The organism is Streptomyces sp. NPDC044921 (assembly GCF_056432865.1).
In genome coordinates, this window is record NZ_JBWKIF010000011.1 from 70,587 (window position 1) to 87,457 (window position 16,871).

14 protein-coding genes are annotated in these 16,871 nt (G+C 70.8%); 4 read left to right on the forward strand and 10 right to left on the reverse strand.

Features of this window, described 5'->3' with window-relative positions:
- Positions 1-127 precede the first annotated feature (127 nt).
- From AC07DA_RS18860 to AC07DA_RS18875, 4 genes are read right to left on the reverse strand one after another with little or no spacing between them, the layout of a single operon-like run.
- Entirely contained in the window at positions 128-1,507 is a 1,380-nt protein-coding gene (locus AC07DA_RS18860; RefSeq protein WP_479129282.1) for a GH1 family beta-glucosidase, read from the reverse strand.
- A gap of 32 nt (positions 1,508-1,539) precedes the next feature.
- Positions 1,540-2,367 (reverse strand): carbohydrate ABC transporter permease, encoded by an 828-nt coding sequence (locus AC07DA_RS18865; protein WP_479129283.1) that lies wholly within the window; start codon positions 2,365-2,367, stop codon positions 1,540-1,542.
- A gap of 5 nt (positions 2,368-2,372) precedes the next feature.
- Positions 2,373-3,326, reverse strand: coding sequence for a carbohydrate ABC transporter permease (locus tag AC07DA_RS18870; protein ID WP_479129284.1), 954 nt, complete (start codon positions 3,324-3,326; stop codon positions 2,373-2,375).
- Positions 3,323-4,513, reverse strand: a complete 1,191-nt coding sequence (locus AC07DA_RS18875) for an ABC transporter substrate-binding protein (protein ID WP_479129454.1) — start codon at positions 4,511-4,513, stop codon at positions 3,323-3,325. The genes AC07DA_RS18870 and AC07DA_RS18875 overlap by 4 nt, the downstream gene beginning before the upstream one ends.
- A gap of 356 nt (positions 4,514-4,869) precedes the next feature.
- On the opposite strand from AC07DA_RS18875, the gene yicI reads away from it, so the two are divergent.
- Positions 4,870-7,140, forward strand: coding sequence for an alpha-xylosidase (yicI, locus tag AC07DA_RS18880; RefSeq protein WP_479129285.1), 2,271 nt, complete (start codon positions 4,870-4,872; stop codon positions 7,138-7,140).
- A gap of 108 nt (positions 7,141-7,248) precedes the next feature.
- Here yicI and AC07DA_RS18885 read toward each other — a convergent pair whose 3' ends face one another.
- Positions 7,249-8,421 carry an ABC-2 transporter permease gene (locus tag AC07DA_RS18885; protein ID WP_479129455.1) on the reverse strand — a complete coding sequence of 391 codons (1,173 nt, stop codon included), beginning with the start codon at positions 8,419-8,421 and terminating at the stop codon, positions 7,249-7,251.
- A gap of 156 nt (positions 8,422-8,577) precedes the next feature.
- Between AC07DA_RS18885 and AC07DA_RS18890 the strand changes: the two genes are divergently transcribed.
- Complete coding sequence (locus tag AC07DA_RS18890) at positions 8,578-9,210, forward strand: HAD family hydrolase (RefSeq protein ID WP_479129286.1); 633 nt, start codon at positions 8,578-8,580, stop codon at positions 9,208-9,210.
- Between the two features lie 53 nt (positions 9,211-9,263).
- On the opposite strand, the gene AC07DA_RS18895 is transcribed toward AC07DA_RS18890, so the two are convergent.
- From AC07DA_RS18895 to AC07DA_RS18905, 3 genes are all read right to left on the reverse strand, one after another.
- A complete protein-coding gene (locus tag AC07DA_RS18895; protein WP_479129287.1) occupies positions 9,264-11,192 on the reverse strand; it encodes a ricin-type beta-trefoil lectin domain protein in 1,929 nt (642 codons plus the stop codon).
- A 371-nt stretch (positions 11,193-11,563) separates the two neighbouring features.
- Positions 11,564-12,673, reverse strand: coding sequence for an SPFH domain-containing protein (locus AC07DA_RS18900; RefSeq protein WP_479129288.1), 1,110 nt, complete (start codon positions 12,671-12,673; stop codon positions 11,564-11,566).
- A 29-nt stretch (positions 12,674-12,702) separates the two neighbouring features.
- A complete protein-coding gene (locus AC07DA_RS18905; protein ID WP_479129289.1) occupies positions 12,703-13,140 on the reverse strand; it encodes an NfeD family protein in 438 nt (145 codons plus the stop codon).
- Between the two features lie 640 nt (positions 13,141-13,780).
- Between AC07DA_RS18905 and AC07DA_RS18910 the strand changes: the two genes are divergently transcribed.
- A complete protein-coding gene (locus tag AC07DA_RS18910) occupies positions 13,781-14,428 on the forward strand; it encodes a response regulator transcription factor (protein WP_479129290.1) in 648 nt (215 codons plus the stop codon).
- A 29-nt stretch (positions 14,429-14,457) separates the two neighbouring features.
- On the opposite strand, the gene AC07DA_RS18915 is transcribed toward AC07DA_RS18910, so the two are convergent.
- Positions 14,458-15,255: a crotonase/enoyl-CoA hydratase family protein gene (locus tag AC07DA_RS18915; protein ID WP_479129291.1), complete on the reverse strand. Its 798-nt coding sequence runs from the start codon at positions 15,253-15,255 to the stop codon at positions 14,458-14,460.
- 494 nt (positions 15,256-15,749) lie between these two features.
- On the opposite strand from AC07DA_RS18915, the gene AC07DA_RS18920 reads away from it, so the two are divergent.
- Complete coding sequence (locus tag AC07DA_RS18920; protein ID WP_479129292.1) at positions 15,750-15,977, forward strand: hypothetical protein; 228 nt, start codon at positions 15,750-15,752, stop codon at positions 15,975-15,977.
- A 76-nt stretch (positions 15,978-16,053) separates the two neighbouring features.
- On the opposite strand, the gene AC07DA_RS18925 is transcribed toward AC07DA_RS18920, so the two are convergent.
- On the reverse strand, positions 16,054-16,863 hold the full coding sequence (locus AC07DA_RS18925; protein ID WP_479129293.1) for a class I SAM-dependent DNA methyltransferase: 810 nt from the start codon (positions 16,861-16,863) through the stop codon (positions 16,054-16,056).
- Positions 16,864-16,871 lie beyond the last annotated feature (8 nt).

Sequence of the window (16,871 nt, forward strand, 5' to 3'; positions counted from 1 at the left end):
CCTCCGTACGGCCACCCCGTCGGCCGTTCCCACACGGACACGCAGGCGTATATCCCCTCGTCGCGTACCTAACCCTCGCAGAGCGCCGGCGCCGAAGGGGCGCCACCACCCGGCCCCCCGTCGCCCGTCAGCCCCGGTGGGCGGCGATCAGCCGCCGGTACCAGTGGTAGCTGTCCTTCGGGGTGCGCCGCTGGGTGTCGTAGTCGACGCGGACGATCCCTAACCGCTTGCCGTAGCCGAAGGCCCATTCGAAGTTGTCCAGCAGTGACCAGACATAGTAGCCGCGCACGTCCACGCTCGCGTCGATCGCCGCCCTCAGCGCGGTGAGGTGGTCGCGCAGGTAGGCCACCCGGTCCTCGTCGTGCACCACGCCGTCGGCGCCGGCCGTGTCGTCCTCCGCCGAGCCGTTCTCGGTGATGTGGACGGGCGGCAGCGCGTCGCCGTAGCGCTCCTGGAGCCGCACCAGCAGGTCGGTGAGGGACTCCGGCACCACCGGCCACCCCATCGCGGTGTGCCGTACGCCGGGCAGCGGCACCTCCTCGTAGCGGTTGTCCGTCGCCACCCGGCGCGCCGGGTCGGCCTCGCGGTGGGGGGCGTCGGCGACCACGACCGGCCGGTAGTAGTTGACGCCGAGGAAGTCCAGGGGCCGGGAGACCAGCTCCAGGTCGCCGTCGCGGCGGAAGTCCTGGCCGGCGACGAGCTCGCCCCAGGTCTCGTCCTCCGTGGCCGGGTAGCGGCCGGCGAGGATCGGCTCGGTCCACACCAGGTTGTGCTGGGTGTCGGCGCGCACCACGGCCGCCAGGTCCGCTTCGGAGCCGGTGGCGGGCAGGTTGCGGTCGAGGTTGAGCGTGATGCCGGCCTCACGCACCCCGGCCGCGCGCAGGGCCCGCAGGGCGAGGCCGTGACCGACCAGCAGGTGGTGGGCGGCGGCCAGCGCGCCGCGCCCCTCACGGGCGCCGGGCGCGTGCCGGCCGACGGAGTAGCCGAGGAAGGCGCTGCACCACGGATCGTTGAGGGTGATCCAGCGCGGCACCCGGTCCCCGAGGTGCCCGGCGACGACGGCCGTGTACTCGGCGAACCGCTCGGCCGTCTCCCGCACCCGCCAGCCGCCCCGGTCCTCCAGGGCCTGGGGCAGGTCCCAGTGGTAGAGGGTGGCGGCCGGCTCGATGCCGGCCGCGAGCAGCTCGTCCACCAGCCGCGAGTAGAAGTCCAGCCCCTTGGGGTTCACCGGGCCGAAGCCGTCCGGCACGACGCGCGGCCAGGCGATGGAGAAGCGGTACGAGTCCACGCCCAGGTCCCGCAGCAGCGCCACGTCCTCCGGGTAGCGGTGGTAGTGGTCGCAGGCCACGTCACCCGTGTCGCCGCCGGCCGTCCGGCCGGGCGTGTGGCTGTAGGTGTCCCAGATCGACGGGCCACGGCCGTCCTCGCGCGCCGCGCCCTCGATCTGGTACGAGGCGGTCGCGGCACCGAAGACGAAGCCGGGCGGGAAGGAGGGGAGGTCGCTCATGCGGGGAAGGTCCGTCTCCTGTGCGGTGCGGGTCACTTGACGCTACCGCCGGTGATGCCGGCGGCGATGTACTTCTGGGCAAGGACGAGCAGGATCGCCGCCGGCACCGCGGACAGCACCGAGGCGGCCATCACCGAGCCCCAGTCGCCGACGTGCGCGCCGATGTACTGGTAGATGCCCAGCGTGACGGGTTTGACGTCGTCGGTCGTGGTCAGGGTGAGCGCGAACATGAAGTCGCTCCAGGAGAACAGGAACGCGAACAGCCCCGAGGTGATCAGCGAGTTGCGGCTCATCGGCAGCACCACCGTGAGGAACGTGCGCACCGGTCCGGCGCCGTCCATCTGCGCGGCCTCGATCACCTCGCCGGGGATCGACACCATGAACGACCGCATCAGCACGATGGAGAACGGGATGCCGAGCGAGGCGTCCGCCAGCATCAGGCCGAAGTAGGAGTTGACCAGGCCCAGGTCGACGTAGGAGTTGTACAGCGCGTTGGCGATGACGATGCCCGGCACCATCTGGGTGATCAGCGTGCCGAACACGATGGTCCTCGAGCCGCGCAGCCCGAAACGGGCCAGTCCGTACGCCGCCGGCGCCGCGATCGCCAGGCAGATCACGACCGCGCCGAGCGAGACGGCCAGGGAGGTCAGCAGGTTGGCCCCCTGGTCGCTGACGGCCTTGGAGAAGCCGGACAGATCGAGTCCGCCCGGAACCGGGTCGACCTCCAGCAGGCCCGACTCGGGCTGGAGCGCGGTGTTGAGCATCCAGTACAGCGGGAAGAGCATGACGCTCAGGACCAGCACGCCGGCGACGGTGGAACCCCAACGGCGCCGCGCTGCGGTGGGCGGGTGGGAGGCCATGGACGTCACTTCCCCTCGGTGCGGTTGGCCCGCAGGTAGAACACCGCGAACACGGCGGAGATCAGGATGAGTACGTTGCCGACGACCGCGCCCGACCCGAAGTCCAGCCGCACGAAGGAGTTCTGGTAGGTGAGCGTGCCCAGGGTCTGGGTGGCGTCGGCCGGGCCGCCGTCGGTGAGGGCGAGGATGAGGTCGAGGATCTTGACCGTCGACATGAAGCCCAGCACCAGCACGACCGTGACGACCGGTCTGAGCATCGGCAGGGTGAGGGAGCGGAACGTCCGCCAGGCGGAGGCGCCGTCCAGGGCGGCCGCCTCGTACAGCTCCTTCGGGATCTCCTGGAGGCCGCCGTACAGGATGACCATGTTGAACGGGATGCCGATCCAGATGTTGACCAGGATCACCGACAGCAGGGCCGTCTGCGGGTCGGTCAGCCAGGGCGTGTGGCCGCCGAGGCCCAGCGTGTCCAGGAACGAGTTCAGCACGCCCGTGTCCTGGTCGAGGATGCGGCGCCACACGATGCCGGAGACCACCATGGGCACCAGCCAGGGCAGCAGGATCAGCGACCGCAGCACCCCGTTGAGGGGGAAGCGGCGGCTGAAGAACACCGCGAGGGCCAGTCCGGCGCAGAACTGGCCGAGCAGCGAGCCGGCGGTGAACACCAGCGTGTGCCAGAGCGCCTTGCCGAACAGGGCGTCCTGGAGGACGTTCGCCCAGTTGTCGGTGCCGTTGAACGGCGCCTCGCCGGTGAAGAACGTCCTCGGCGTGTAGTGCTGGAAGCTCATCACGACGTTGCGCACGAGCGGGTATCCGAAGAACAGCAGCATGAAGACGACGGCGGGGGCGACGAACCCCCACTGGGCGAGCCGGCGCCGCCTGCGCAGCCGGGCCGGGTCCGGCGCGGCGGCCGGCCTGGGCGCCCGGCCGGCGGACGGGGCGGTGACGGTGGACGTGGTCATGGGCGCGTACCTCGGTTCCCGCTCGTCGCCCGCTGCTGGGCGCGCTGGAGTGCCGCCTCGCTGGACTGGCTGGTCAGGGCGGACTGGAAGGCGCTCTGCAGGGCGAGCGACACGCTCGACCAGCCCGCGCCGAGCTTGGCGGTCCGGGACCGGGCTGCGGCCACCTGGTCGGCCAGTGCGCCCAGTTCGGGCACGCGCTCGCGCCACACGGCGGCGGCCCTGGAGTTGGCCGGCACCATCCAGCTGTTGAGGGCGTAGGTGAGCTGCTCCTTCTCACCGGCCAGGCAGGCGACGATCCGCCCGGCCGTCTTCTCCCGTGTGGTGTCACCGGTGCGGGGCACCGTGAGCACGGCTCCCCCGAGCGGGCCGACCGAGTCCGCGCCCGGCTCGGGGACCGGGATCCGCGCGATGCCCCAGTGCAGCGACTTCTTGGTGTTGAGCGTCTCCACCTGCCACGGTCCGTTGATCATCATCGCCGCCTTGCCGGCCATGAACTGGTCGTTGACGTCCGCCTGCGTCCAGTTGACCGTCGACTTCGACAGGGAGCCGTCCGCCAGCAGGTCCTTCCAGAAGTCCAGCGCCTCGACGACCCGCGGGCCGTCGAGCTTCGTCTCGTCACCGCCGTTGGACCACATGAAGGGCGTGAACTGGAAGACGCCGTCCTCGGCACCGCCCGCGCTGAGGGCGAGGCCGTAGCGCTTGCCCCGGGTGAGCGTCTTCGCCGCCTGCCGCAGCTCCGCCCAGGTGCGGGGCACCCGCACGCCCGCCCGGTCGAGGACGTCCTTGTCGTAGAAGAGCGCGAGGGTGTTCACGGACCGGGCCGCGCCGTAGTAGGTGCCCTCGTAGGAGCCGAAGCCGACGATGCCCCGGGGGATGCCGTCCGTGCTCAGCCCGAGGGACTTCAGGTCCACCAGGCCGCCGGCCTCGGCGAAGGTCGGCATCTCGGAGGCGTCGAACTGGACGATGTCCGGCAGCGACTTGGAGGAGGCCATGCGCAGCGCCTTGGTCATCACCTGCGCCGCCGGGACGCTCTGCTGCTCGATGGTGACGCCCAGCCGCTCGCCGCACCGGGCCATCGCCTGCGCGTCCCAGCGGTGGTACGTCTCGTCGGTCGAGGAGTTCATCACGGTGTACACGTCGGCGTCGCGTTGCGGTGCGCAGCCCGTCAGCGCCGTCCCGGCGACCAGGGCGCTGAGCGCGGCGAGCGAGGTGACGGCCCTGCCGGGCCGTCGGCAACCTGTCCGTTGAAGCGCTTCGACAACACGCGGCTCTAGCTGTGGCACTGCCGGCTCCTTCGCCGGTCGGTTTTGTTTGATGGGATGACTAATACGTCACGGCGCCCTCCCCGCGCTAGCCCTCAGCGCTGCCCGCCTCCCCCGCCCGGGATGTCGCGGTATTGCCCGGAGCGGCGATAACTCCTGTTCAGAACAGGTGAATCAAGGACGAGACCCCTGGTGGCCGCAGGTGTTTTGTGTACGATCAAAACGCATGCGAGACGCCCCGCCCCCACCTCCGTCCGCCCCGCACCCATCCAAGGAAGATCATGAAGTTCACCGACGGCTTCTGGCTCGTCCGCGAAGGAGTGCAGCTCTCCTACGCCACCGAGGTCCGTGACGTACGGGCCGAATCGAAGCGCTTCACCGCACATGCCTCCGCGAAGCGGGTGAGCCACAGGGGCGACACCCTCAACGCGCCGCTGCTGACCACCGAGTGCTTCTCCCCCGCCGAGGGCGTGATCGGCGTCCGGGTCACCCACCACGCGGGCAAGCGGCACCCGGGCCCCGACTTCGCGCTCACCAGCGCGGACGACGGCACCGGCGAGGTGCGCCGGGAAGGCCCCGTCACGCGGCTGACGAGCGGTCCCCTCAGCCTGCGCCTGGACCGGTCCGGCCCCTGGACCCTCACCTTCCACGACGCCGGCGAGCGGGAGCTGACCCGGGCGAACGCAAAGAGCACCGCCTTCGCCACCACACCCGACGGCGCGCACCACATGCTCGCCCGGCTCTCCCTCGGCGTCGGCGAGCAGATCTACGGCCTCGGCGAGCGCTTCACCCCGTTCGTCAAGAACGGCCAGGTCGTCGACGTCTGGCAGGCGGACGGCGGCACCAGCAGCGACCAGGCGTACAAGAACGTCCCCTTCTACCTCTCCTCACGCGGCTACGGCGTCTTCGTCAACCACCCCGGCAAGGTCTCCTTCGAGATCGGCTCCGAGTCGGTCGGGCAGGTCCAGTTCAGCGTCGAGGACCAGAGCGTCGAGTACTACGTCGTCGCCGGTCCCACCCCGAAGGACGTCCTGGCCCGCTACACGGCCCTCACCGGCCGCCCGGCCCTGCCGCCCGCCTGGTCGTTCGGCCTGTGGCTGAGCACCTCGTTCACCACCGACTACGACGAGGCGACCGTGACCTCGTTCGTGGACGGCATGGCCGAGCGCGGCATCCCGCTGTCCGTCTTCCACTTCGACTGCTTCTGGATGCGCGAGTACCAGTGGTGCGACTTCGCGTGGGACCCGGACGTGTTCCCCGACCCGGAGGGCATGCTCGCCCGGCTGAAGGAGAAGGGGCTGAAGGTCAGCGTCTGGATCAACCCCTACATCGGGCAGAAGTCCCCGCTGTTCCAGGAGGCCGCGGACCTCGGGCACCTGGTCCGCCGCCCGGACGGCGACATCTGGCAGTGGGACCTGTGGCAGGCCGGCATGGGTCTGGTCGACTTCACCAGCCCCGAGGCCCGCACCTGGTTCCAGTCGAAGCTGAAGCCGCTGCTCGACCAGGGCGTGGACTGCTTCAAGACCGACTTCGGCGAGCGGATCCCCACCGACGTGGTGTGGCACGACGGCTCCGACCCGCAGCGGATGCACAACTACTACGCCCACCTGTACAACCGGACCGTCTTCGAGCTCCTGGAGAAGGAGCGCGGCCCGGGCGAGGCCGTCCTGTTCGCCCGGTCGGCGACCGCCGGCGGCCAGCAGTTCCCGGTGCACTGGGGCGGCGACTGCTGGTCCTCCTTCGAGGCCATGGCCGAGTCGCTGCGGGGCGGTCTGTCCCTGTCGCTGAGCGGCTTCGGCTTCTGGAGCCACGACATCGGCGGCTTCGAGGGCACCCCCGACCCGTCCGTCTTCAAGCGGTGGCTCGCCTTCGGCCTGCTCTCCTCGCACAGCCGCCTGCACGGCTCGTCGTCCTACCGGGTGCCGTGGGAGTTCGGCGAGGAGGCCGTCGACGTCGCCCGCCGGTTCACCCTGCTCAAGCACCGGCTCATGCCCTACCTCTACGGCGCCGCCGCCGAGGCGCACCGCACCGGCGTGCCGGTGATGCGGCCGATGGTCCTGGAGTTCCCCGCGGACCCGGCCTGCCGAACGCTGGACCGCCAGTACATGCTCGGGCCCGACCTGCTGGTCGCGCCGGTCCTCACGGAGGACGGCGAGGCGGAGGTCTACCTCCCGGCCGGTACCTGGACCCACCTCCTCACCGGCCGGCGCGTCACGGGACCGGCCTGGCGCACCGAACGCCACGGCTACGACAGTCTCCCCCTGTACGTCCGCGAGGGCGCCGTCCTGCCGCTGGCCGCCGACGACCGGCGGCCCGACGGGGACTGGCTGGACCACCCGACGCTGCTGGTCCACCCGCCGGCCTCGGCCGCGTACACCGCGGAGGTCACGGTGCCGGACCTCACCGGCGAGCCGGCCGCGACGTTCCGGGTGTGCCGCGACGGCGGCACGCTGCGGGTCACGGCCGTCGGCACGGACCGGCCGTTCACCGTCCGGATCCCCGGCGGGGCGAGCGCCGACGGCACCGGTGAGGTCTCGGTTCCGCTCGGCTGACGGAGGGAGCCGGGCCGGGACCGGAGGCCCGTGGGCCCGGGACCCGGCGACGGGACGGCGGGGGCGCCGCGGTGGCGCGTCGCCCCCTTCGCCGTTCCGTCAGCCGCGTCAGGCTCCGCCGCCGTCGGGTGCCGGGTCGTCGGCCGGCTGCCGCTCCCGCCCGCCCGGGTGGCGGTGCCGCCAGATCCAGAACACCGCGCAGGACACCAGCGCCCAGCCGGCCAGCACCAGGAACGGGAAGGCGTGCTGGTGCCGGGCGAAGTACACCGCCGTGTGCTGGGCGTTGACCGACGCGCCGGGCGGCAGCCACCGCCCGATGACGCCCAGCGCCGAGGGCAGCAGCGGCCACGAGACCGCGCCGCCGGAGGAGGGGTTGCCCAGCAGGACCATCACGCCCCAGGTCGGGAGCATCGCCCAGCGGCCCACCAGGGTGTTGAACATGGTGAAGGTCATGCCGCTGGCGAACATCGTGAGCGCCAGGATCAGCCACGACTCCGCGAACGGCAGGTCGAGCGCGCCGAGCAGCCAGTCCACGGCCGCCGCGATGGCGAAGCCGCCGAGCAGCGCGTAGGCGGCGGTGAAGGCGATCCGCTCCGGCGGGGTGAGCGCCCGCGCGTGCACGCTGAGCTGGATCGCGCCGACGAAGCCGATGATCACCGCGGCGAGTGAGATATAGAAGATCGCCAGGCCCCGCGGGTCGCCGTCCTGGAGCGGGTTGACGTCCCGTACCGTCACCGACACCCCGGTCTCCCGCCCCACTGCCGGCGCCGCCCGCGCGAGCAGCTCCGCCACCGAGGCGCCGGAGGCAGACGACACGTCCAGCAGCACGTGCCGCCCGTCGTCACGCAGTTCGAAGACCGCGAAGACGCGCTGCTCCTCGACCGCTCGCAGGGCCGCCTCGCGCGAGTCGTAGGCCCGGGTGCGCATCGAGGAGTTGAGTGCCGTGCCCAGCCCCGCGAGGAACGCCCGGCCCCGTTCCTCCTGGTACGACCCGACGACGGCCGTCGGCAGCTGGTGCGGGGCCGGATTGGCCATGGTGTACGTGTACGACCAGGCGAACAGCCCGGCCGCCGCGGCCAGGATGAACACGAGCACGGTCGCCGGCCACCACGGTGTGCCGCGGAAGCGGGCCCAGCGGCCCCCGGCTGCCGGGGGTGCGTCCTGGCCGTCACCGGCCGTCTCGGGATTGTCGTGCACGTTCGCCCGTCCTCGGTCGCGCGGAGCACCGGTCCGCGCTGACCGGTCGTCAGCGCGGTACACCGTCTCGAACTCCGCGTCCATGGTCACGCGGCGGGCGCGGCCACCCGGTCAGCAACACCCGGGTCGGCCGGGTGAAGACGGCCGCGGCCGACACCGTGCCCGCGTGCGCGCCCGGCAACGGACGAACTCCCCCGCTGGACTCATCAGGGGGGCGAACGCTGTGCTATTCATGGGCGGGTGACGGCTTCCGAGACATCCGGCAGACCCTTCGACGCGGTGCTGTGCGACCTCGACAACGTGATCCGCTTCTACGACATGGCTCCGCTGGCCGAGTTGGAACGCGCCGTGGGAGTGGCCGAGGGCACCACAGCGGAGGTGGCCTACGCCCCTGAAGTGGACCTGCCGTTCCTCCTCGGCGAGATCACCAAGGAGGCGTGGGTGGACGCCATCGTGTCGGCGCTGTCCCCCCAGGTACCGCTGGCGCACGCCCGGAAGCTGGGAACGGCGCTGGCCGAAGCGCCGTTCCGGGCCGACGGCGCCGTGGTGGCCATGCTGCGCCGGGTGCGCGGTCACGTGCCCCTGGTGCTGGTGACGAACGCGACCACGGAGCTGGAGCGGGATCTTGCATCGATGGGGCTGGCGGATCTCGCGGACCACGTCGTCAGCAGCGCCCGGGTCGGGGTGGCCAAGCCCGACCCGGTGATCTACGAGATCGCAGCCGAGCGGGCCGGAGTCGCGGCCCGACGGTGCCTTTTCGTGGACGACCGGTGGGAGAACGTCGAGGCCGCCGTCGCGCTCGGGATGACCGGTGTGCACTATCAGCGGCCGGCCGACCTGGAGAAGGCGCTGGACTTCCTGCCCGCCCCCTGAGAGAGAGCCCTTCTGCGATCGTCACCGGCCGCGTCGGGGCCGGGCGGGGGGGATCAGCCCGTGCGCAGCGTCCACTTCTGGTTCGCCCCGCCGGTGCACGTCCAGATCTGGGCGGCGGTGCCGTCCGCCGAGTTGTTGCCCGTGACGTCCAGGCACTTGTCGGCTCCGGTGTTGACCACGTCGTGCGTGGCGGCGTTGTACGACCACTGTTGCGCCGAGGTGCCGTTGCAGGTGTAGAGCTGCACTTTGGCTCCGTCGGCCGTCGAGGCGCCGCTGACGTCGAGGCACTTGCCGAGTGCGCGGATGCTGCCGTCCGAAGCGACCGTCCAGCGCTGGGCCGTCGAGCCGTTGCAGGCGTACAGCTGGACCGCCGTACCGTCCGCGGTGCCGCCACCGGCGACGTCCAGGCACTTTCCGGCGAGGCCCACGAGGCTGCCCGTGCCGCCGCCCGGGTTGCCCGACGGCGTACCGGACCAGGTGAAGGTGGCGGTCGTGCGGGCGGGCAGCGTGTAGTGGAACGACTGGCCGCCCCAGTCGACGCGGACCGAACGGGACGACGCGGTGCCGTTGTGCGCGATCAGGGCCTTGGAGCCGTCCGGGTTGCGCCAGGCCACGTTGGGCACCGCGCTTCCGGCGGTCGAAGCGATCCGGTGGGCGCCGGGCCTGACGAACTTGGTCAGGTGGCCGGTCGTGTAGTACTCGACGGTGTAGTCGACCTGCCCCGCGCGCGGCCCGCCCTCCTGGACGGTGATCAACCCGGTGCAGGTGCCGCATCCGCCGTTGTGCGGGCCCATGTTCTGGTTCTGGGCCAGGCTCCACTTGACCAGGCTGCCGCTCCAGTTGCGGGCGTAGTTGACGATGTCCGCCAGGTCTTCGTTGTGCTGGTTGCCGATCCAGGTGCCGCCGGAGTGCTCGGTGCTGAACTGCCGTACCTGGGGGTACTGATCGTGCACCTGGCTGCCCACGGCGGGGTCCCCGGAGTAGCCGTGCCATGCGATGCCGCCGAAGAGGGGGTCGTCGCGCACACCGGCGTCCGCGAGGACGGGGGCTCCGATGGCCGGGTAGTCCCCGTAGTTCCAGTCGTGCACGAGGACCTTGGTGTCGATGCCGGCCGCGCGGAAGGCCGGGTACACGTGGTTCTTCGTGAACTCGATCAGTCCGGAGGCGTTCCAGCTCATGCCCGGGTAGTTCATGGCGGTGGGGTTGCCCGCCTGGCAGCAGTTCGGTTCGTTCTGCACCGAGATGTAGTCGATGTCCACGCCGGCCGCCCGGTAGCTCTGGATGTACTTCACGAGGTACTGGGCGTACATGGGGTAGTACTCCCATTTCAGCCAGCCCATCTGGTCCATCCGGCCGTTGTCCTTCATCCAGCCCGGCGCGCTCCACGGCACGCCTTTGACGCGCAGCGCGGGGTTGAGTTGCTTGGCCTGGGCGGTCAGCAGGCGGACGTTGGTGTCGTAGCCGTTGGCACCGAAGTCGCCGAGGTCGCAGCAGGTGTCGTCCAGGGAGACGTGGCCGGGCCGGGACAGGTCCGAGGCTCCGATGGGGTTGCGGACGAAGGAGAGGCCTATGCCCTCAGTGGGGGAGAACAGGCGGCGCATCACGGTGTCGCGGGTGGAGGCGCTGACCGCACCGCCTCGCAGCAGGTGTGCGGTGGTGTCGGTGATGGACGCGCCGCCGCCTTCGAACCGCTGGTAGGTGGTGGACTCGTCGACACTGATCGTCTGGTCGGCGCTGCCACCGGGGGAACCGAAGTGCACGGCGGCCTGCTGGGCGAGTCCGCGGGTGACGTTGCGGCCCGCGGAGTCCGACGTCGTGGTGAGCCAGACGTCGACCCGCTCTCCCGCCGCCGCGGCGGGAGAGGTGAGGCCGAGTCCCGCGATCAGTGCGAGCGCCAGGATCAGTACGGCGATGGCGGCACCCGGCCCGCGGAGGGCCGTGGGCGTTCCGCGCGTGAGCGGGAGCCCGGGGAGCAGGGTCATGGCGGGGCCTCTCTGTGGGGGTCCTCGTCCCGCCTCGGCGCGCATCACGCGGGGTCCGCCGGGGCGAGGTGAGGTGAGGGGGCGAGCACGACGGTCACGCACTCAACTGCCTTAACTTAAGCCCTGATTAAACTGACCGGTCATGAACCCGTCAACACTGAGCGCGCGGAAGACGGAAGATGGCGGAGTACCGCGAAGGAGCGGCCGGGCCCGGCGTGGTCACCGTGCGGGAGGGGGCCGTCGACATCGGTGATGCCCAGGAGACCGGGAGGCCGGCAGACCGGGAGGCCGGCGCGCATCGGGTAGGCAGCACGACTCACCCGCGCACCGCGTCGGGGACGTGCGGCGTCGTGTCGTGGTGGACGGTCTGCTCAGCCTCCGGACGCCTGCCCCCGGCGCGGCACCTGCGGTGACTTCGCGGCTTCGGCCTCCGCCTTGGCGTCGCTCACCGCGGCGGCGGCCTGTTTGCCGGCCTCGTCGGCGGCCGCCGCGGCGTCGAGGGAGGCCGTCCAGCCCGCATCGAGCTCCGGTGTCCGGCCCTCGCCCGGCGCGCGGTCGGCGCGGTCAGCGGCGGCCTCCCCGGTTCGCGGGGCGGCTTCGGGCCCCGTCGCCGACTGGTCGCCGAACGCGCGGGTGACGGTCCGCACCGCCTCGGTCAGCTCCCCCGGAATCACCCAGAACGTGTTGTTGTCACTGCTCGCCAGATGCGGCAACGTCTCCAGGTACTTGTACGCCAGCACCTTCGGATCGGCGTTGTTGCGGTGCACGGCCTGGAAGACGAGCTCCACCGCCTTCGCCTCACCATCCGCCCGCAGGATCATGGCCTGCTGCGCACCCTGCGCCTCCAGAATGTCCTTCTGCTTCGTCCCCTCCGCCGTGAGGATCTTCGCCTGCCGCTCCCCCTCGGCATGCAGGATCGCCGCACGCTTGTCCCGCTCGGCCCGCATCTGCTTCTCCATCGCCTCCTTGATCGTGTGCGGAGGATCGATGGCCTTGATCTCGACACGATTGACCCGGATACCCCACTTACCGGTGGCATCGTCCAGAACAGCCCGCAACCGCGAGTTGATCTCCTCACGCGACGTGAGCGTCTCCTCCAGATCCATACTGCCGATGACATTACGCAGCGTCGTCACCGTCAGCTGATCGATCGCCTGCAGATAATCGGCGACCTCATAAGCCGCCGCCCGCGGATCCGTGATCTGGTAGTACAAAACGGTGTCGATGTTCACCACGAGATTGTCCTCGGTGATCACCGGCCTGGGATCGGAGGAGTAGACCTGCTCACGCACATCGAGCTTGGTGTTGATACGGTCCGCCACCGGCACCACCATGTTGAGCCCGGGCTGCAGAGTACGGCGGAACCGGCCGAACCGCTCCACGTTGTAGCGGCGCGCCTGCGGCACGATCCGCACACTGGAGGCCACCAGAAAGACGACCACCAGGGCCGCCACCAGAGCAAGCACGACAACGGGATCCACGACGCCTCCGAAGATATGTGTTCAACCAGTCACGGCAAAAGAGCACGCGGATAGACGACGGCCGTCGCCCCGTCGATCTCCATGACATCCACCAGCGCCCCCACCGGAATCACCAGGCTCTCGTCAAGGGCACGCGCGGACCACTCCTCACCCGACAACCTGACCAGGCCACCAGTCGCCGTGACCTCCCGCACCACCTCGGCAGGCCGGCCGACCAAGGCGTCACTGCCCTCCCGCACCAGAGGCTGCTGCTCCATGTGCCTCAGCGCCACAGGACGGACGACCACGAGCCCCACGGCCGCCGCCGCTGCCAGTGCCACGAGCTGACCGAGTACGCCGACACCCAGGCCCGCGACCACGGCGGCCACCACGGCGGCGCCCGCCAGCAGCCCGAAAACCAAGGTCAGCGTGAAGAACTCCGCGACCCCCAGCCCCGCGGCGGCGAGCAGCCAGAACAACCACGACATCGCATCGCCCTCCTTCTGGGGCCCTCTCCACCACGTTACCGCTTGGCACATCGGGCAGACAGGGACAGCGGACGCGTTTCTGGCCGGAGGAGGACTGCGAGCTTCGTCCACGACGTGGGTTCGTCGGGGCATTGTGCAACGCCACCAAGTCGGCATGCGTCTACCCAGCCGAGCGCAGGCCGGAATGCGCCGGCCTCATCGAATGCGACACCCGGTACCGTGAGTACTGTACGGTTTATCGTACAAAGTACGACTAGTGGCTGCTGTGAAGCTGTGCCTCCATGACAGTCTCTAGGTAGTCGTCTGTCATCCGCGAACAAAAAGGGAGGAGCGACTAATTCCGGTCGCGGGATTGTCCAACGGGGGTCGGTGAACGATCGTTTCCGGTCTCGGAGTGTCCATCGGAATAGTCAACGAGGTGTTATCACGATCGCTCACTGACGACGAATCACTCCGTCCACCAGCCTGACCAGCTGGTTTCTCCGGGAGGTGGCATGGCGCGGTGTCGTGGCCCGCGCGTCGCCCGGCCCGGTCTTCTGCGCACGTCACCGCGGGTGGCGCTCGCAGCGTGGTCGCAGCCGCATCGTTGAGCAGGACTTACTCGATCCACAGCCGCTGCACTCACTGTGAGGAGTTCTCCATGCAAGCGTTAGGTGTTCTCGTCGTGGACCAGCATCCGGTGGTCCGGTACGCACTCTCCTCGCTCCTGGAAGCGAGAGGGGCCTGGACCGCGGAAGCCGCCGCCAGTGACGAGGCGTGGAACGCGATCAAGAGGTCGCGACCAGGTGTCGTCGTACTGGAACTGAACCTCGACGACGGAACCACCGGTATCGACCTGTGCCAGCAGGTGAAGGCGATGGAGGACGCCCCCCGTGTCGTGGTCTTCACCGGTGACGCCTCGCCCAGCGCGGTCGTCGCCGCGATAGCGGCGGGGGCCGACAGCTTCCTGCACAAGAGCGTCGGCAGCGCCGAACTCGTGGACGCCGTCGAGCGGACCCACCGCGGCCAGCGCATGTGGATGCTGGGCAACAGCGACCGCCACGACATCGATATCCGAAGCGTGACCTCGGACGTGCTGCCCGCCATCACCCGCCGCGAGGAGCAGGTGCTCAGCCTCGTGCTGCGCCGCTACACCAACGAGGAGATCGCCGACGAGCTGTCCCTCGCCCCGCAGACCATCAAGAACCAGGTCAGCAGCGCGCTGCGCAAACTGGGCGTCAGCGGCCGGCGGGAGCTGTTCCGCAAGTACACCCGGCAGCCCGGCGTGGCCACCGCCGCCAGAAGCTGACCCTCCCCCCCCCCGGCCGACCGTCCACGTCACCGCCGCGTTCCCGATTCCCCCTGCGCTTCCCCCGAGCCCTGCCGGACGAACGCACGCGCCCCGGCACGCGCGTCGGAGGAGTCGAGGATGCCGGACAGTTCCTCCCGGTGCGCGCGGTAGGCGTCGGTGAGATCCCCGTCGCGCACGCGGGCCAGGACGCGCTTGCTCGCGAGCACCGCCCGGTCCGCGTGCGCGGCGATGCGTTCCGCGAGCGCGCAGGCCGCCGAAAGCGCTGTCCCCGGCTCGACCACGTGGTTGACGAGTCCGAGCGTGTGCGCCCGCCAGGCGTCGATCGGCTCGCCGGTCAGCGCCATCTCCATCGCCACGGCCGGGGGGATGGCACGCGGCAGCCGCAGCAGTCCGCCGGCCGCCGCCACCAGCCCCCGGCGCACCTCCGGCAGCCCGAACGTGGCGTCGTCCGCCGCCACCACCAGATCGCAGGCCAGCACCATCTCGAAGCCACCCCCGACCGCCGCGCCCTCCACGGCGGCGATCAGCGGCTTGGCGGGCGGCCGTTCCGTCAGACCGCCGAAGCCGCGCCCCGGCAGGGACGCGCGTTCCCCTCGCGCGAAGGCAGCGAGGTCCATGCCCGAGCAGAACGCGGGCGGCGTGCCCGTCAGGACGCCCACCCGCAACTCCCCCGCTTGGTCCAGCCGTTCGAAGGCGTCGGCCAGTTGCTCGGCCATCCGGCGGGTCAAGGCGTTGCGCACCCGCGGACGGTTCAGTCGGACGACCAGCAGCGGGCCGCGCTCCTCGACGATCACGTCCGGCTCGTTCGCTGACTGTGCGGACACGCGTTCCGACCACCTTCGCTCGGCGTACCAGGCTTCGGACTTGCCAGCGTAGTGAGACCCGGCCCGGTGCCCCACGCCCTGGGAGTACCTGTCCCGAGGACTGTTGAGTACCGCCGATGCCTGTACGGGCCGCACACCCGCGCGTGCGATGCCTACCTGGGACGGGAGCCCCCTGTGGGCGGAGGACGCCGAGCAGCGAGTGGGGCGCGGCGGGCGGACTGGGCGCCTACGCGCCGCAGACGGTGAAGAACGCGGGAGGCATCGCCGTGGGCGTGGTCGGCTCACCGCGCAAGGCCGAGGCGCTGCGGCGGCCCGGCTGCGACGTCGTCCTCGACCGCACGGAACCCGGCCTGGGCGACGCGTCCGTCCTCACGCGTCGACTACGTGGGCGAGGCGACGTCCGGCCTGTCGGTCTTCGTCGTCCGGCGCGGCGGCACCGTGGTCACCTGCGGCTCCAGCACCGGCTACGGCCACCACTTCGACAACCGCTGCCTGTGGATGAACCTCAAACGCATCGCCGGCAGCCACGCGTCTACCCGCTGGAGCAGGTCGGCGAGGCGGCCCACCGGGTGCAGCGCGACGAACGCGTCGGCAGGGTGGGCGTGTTGTGCCTCGCGCCAAAGCCGGCCCGGGGCGTCACCGAGCCGGAGCTGCGCCTGGCCGTGGGCCCCGGGGGCCGTCATCCCTTCGCGCGTGACGCGGCGGACCGCGCCGCCGGGTGACGGGCCCGCACGGCACCGGGGCCGGGAGCGGCGGCCACCGCTCCCGGCCCCGGCCGGTTCCCGGACGGTGCTCCGTTCACTGCTTGCGGTAGACGGACACCGCGTCCCTGCTGTCGTAGTGGAACGGCTCCTTGCGCCAGCCGCCCCAGCGGTCCTCCAGTTCGAGGCCGCCCAGACGTGCCATCAGATCCTGCTCCGACGGCCACACGAACCGCATGGTCGCCGCGATGATCTTGTTGCCCTTCTCGCTCATGATGACGTCGGTGCGCTTGACGATCTGCGTGGTCGGGTCGATGTGGTTCATCTCGAACCAGGCGAGCCGCGGGTGCCCGGCCAGCCGGCCCGAGATCCGGAACGGCTCGGTCATCCCGTAGTCGTTCTGCCGGCCCCGCTGGTAGTACGTCATGTCCGGCACGATGTTCTGCACGACGAGCCGTCCGCCGGGCTTGAGGCGCCTGGCGCTGTTGGCCAGGCAGCGTGCCTGCTCGTCCTGGTCGGGCAGCACGAACAAGGTGGCCAGGGCGATGAAGACGACGTCGTAGTCCTCCGGGACGTCGACGTCGGCGAAGTTCCCCTCGTACAGCTGGATCTGGTCTCCGCCGTCCTTCTCCCTGAGCCTGTCCAGCATCTTCGGGGAGGCGTCGATGCCGCTCACCCGCACGCCGCGGCGCGCCAGCGGCAGGGCCACCCGGCCCGTGCCGATGCCCAGTTCCAGGGCGGTGCCGCCCTTGGCGAGGTCCGCGAGGAAGTCCGCGGCCTCCTCGGCGTCGTCACGGCTGTCGTCGGGCGTCCAGCTGTCCCAGATGTCGGCGTAGCGGTCCCACTCCGCCTTCGCCTCCTCCTGCCACTGCTTGCTGGTCTTGCGGCCGGTGGACTGACCGGTCATGGTGTGTC

Bases quoted from the DNA above. Each gene is read 5' to 3' on its own strand.
- AC07DA_RS18860 (WP_479129282.1), bottom strand. From the start codon at position 1,507: ATGAGCGACCTCCCCTCCTTCCCGCCCGGCTTCGTCTTCGGTGCCGCG.
- AC07DA_RS18865 (WP_479129283.1), bottom strand. From the start codon at position 2,367: ATGGCCTCCCACCCGCCCACCGCAGCGCGGCGCCGTTGGGGTTCCACC.
- AC07DA_RS18870 (WP_479129284.1), bottom strand. From the start codon at position 3,326: ATGACCACGTCCACCGTCACCGCCCCGTCCGCCGGCCGGGCGCCCAGG.
- yicI (WP_479129285.1), top strand. From the start codon at position 4,870: ATGAAGTTCACCGACGGCTTCTGGCTCGTCCGCGAAGGAGTGCAGCTC.
- AC07DA_RS18885 (WP_479129455.1), bottom strand. From the start codon at position 8,421: ATGGACGCGGAGTTCGAGACGGTGTACCGCGCTGACGACCGGTCAGCG.
- AC07DA_RS18895 (WP_479129287.1), bottom strand. From the start codon at position 11,192: ATGACCCTGCTCCCCGGGCTCCCGCTCACGCGCGGAACGCCCACGGCC.
- AC07DA_RS18905 (WP_479129289.1), bottom strand. From the start codon at position 13,140: ATGTCGTGGTTGTTCTGGCTGCTCGCCGCCGCGGGGCTGGGGGTCGCG.
- AC07DA_RS18910 (WP_479129290.1), top strand. From the start codon at position 13,781: ATGCAAGCGTTAGGTGTTCTCGTCGTGGACCAGCATCCGGTGGTCCGG.
- AC07DA_RS18925 (WP_479129293.1), bottom strand. From the start codon at position 16,863: ATGACCGGTCAGTCCACCGGCCGCAAGACCAGCAAGCAGTGGCAGGAG.